The sequence below is a fragment of the Micromonospora sp. AMSO12t genome, from assembly GCF_008806585.1.
In the GTDB taxonomy this organism is placed as follows: Bacteria; Actinomycetota; Actinomycetes; order Mycobacteriales; family Micromonosporaceae; genus Micromonospora; species Micromonospora reichwaldensis.
Window position 1 is genome coordinate 1 of the sequence record NZ_WAAS01000636.1, and the last position, 423, is coordinate 423.

The following is a 423-nucleotide window of genomic DNA, read 5'->3' on the forward strand; positions in this document are numbered from 1 at the left end:
TACTCAAAGTAACCGACACGAGGTCGATAAGCGATCTCCGCAGGCCGGATAGATGCTCGTCAAGCCCGAAGTTACCGAGACGTAGCAGAAACTGAGAGTGATCTCCTTGGAAACGCTCCCATCACGTCCCGTCACGCAAGTGCGGCGTGCATTTGCGTTCCGCACGAACGGAGCGAACAGATGGTGTTCGATGTGCTCAGGGTCACCGTCCCGGCGCTCAGCGTTTCGTCACCCCCGCGGCGGGAATTCGGACGGACTGACCCTGGTTCCACCGGACGTACGACAATCCGCGGTGATCGGAGAGAGCAAATGGCAACGGTTGAGCTGACCACGGCCAACTTTGACGAGGTGACCGGGCGCGACGGGATCGTCCTGCTCGACTTCTGGGCGGACTGGTGCGGCCCGTGCAAGCGCTTCGCCCCG

1 protein-coding gene is annotated in these 423 nt (G+C 61.5%); it reads left to right on the top strand.

Features of this window, described 5'->3' with window-relative positions:
- Positions 1-309 precede the first annotated feature (309 nt).
- A partial coding sequence (locus F6X68_RS33285; RefSeq protein ID WP_151457898.1) for a co-chaperone YbbN occupies positions 310-423 on the top strand: 114 nt, incomplete at its 3' end.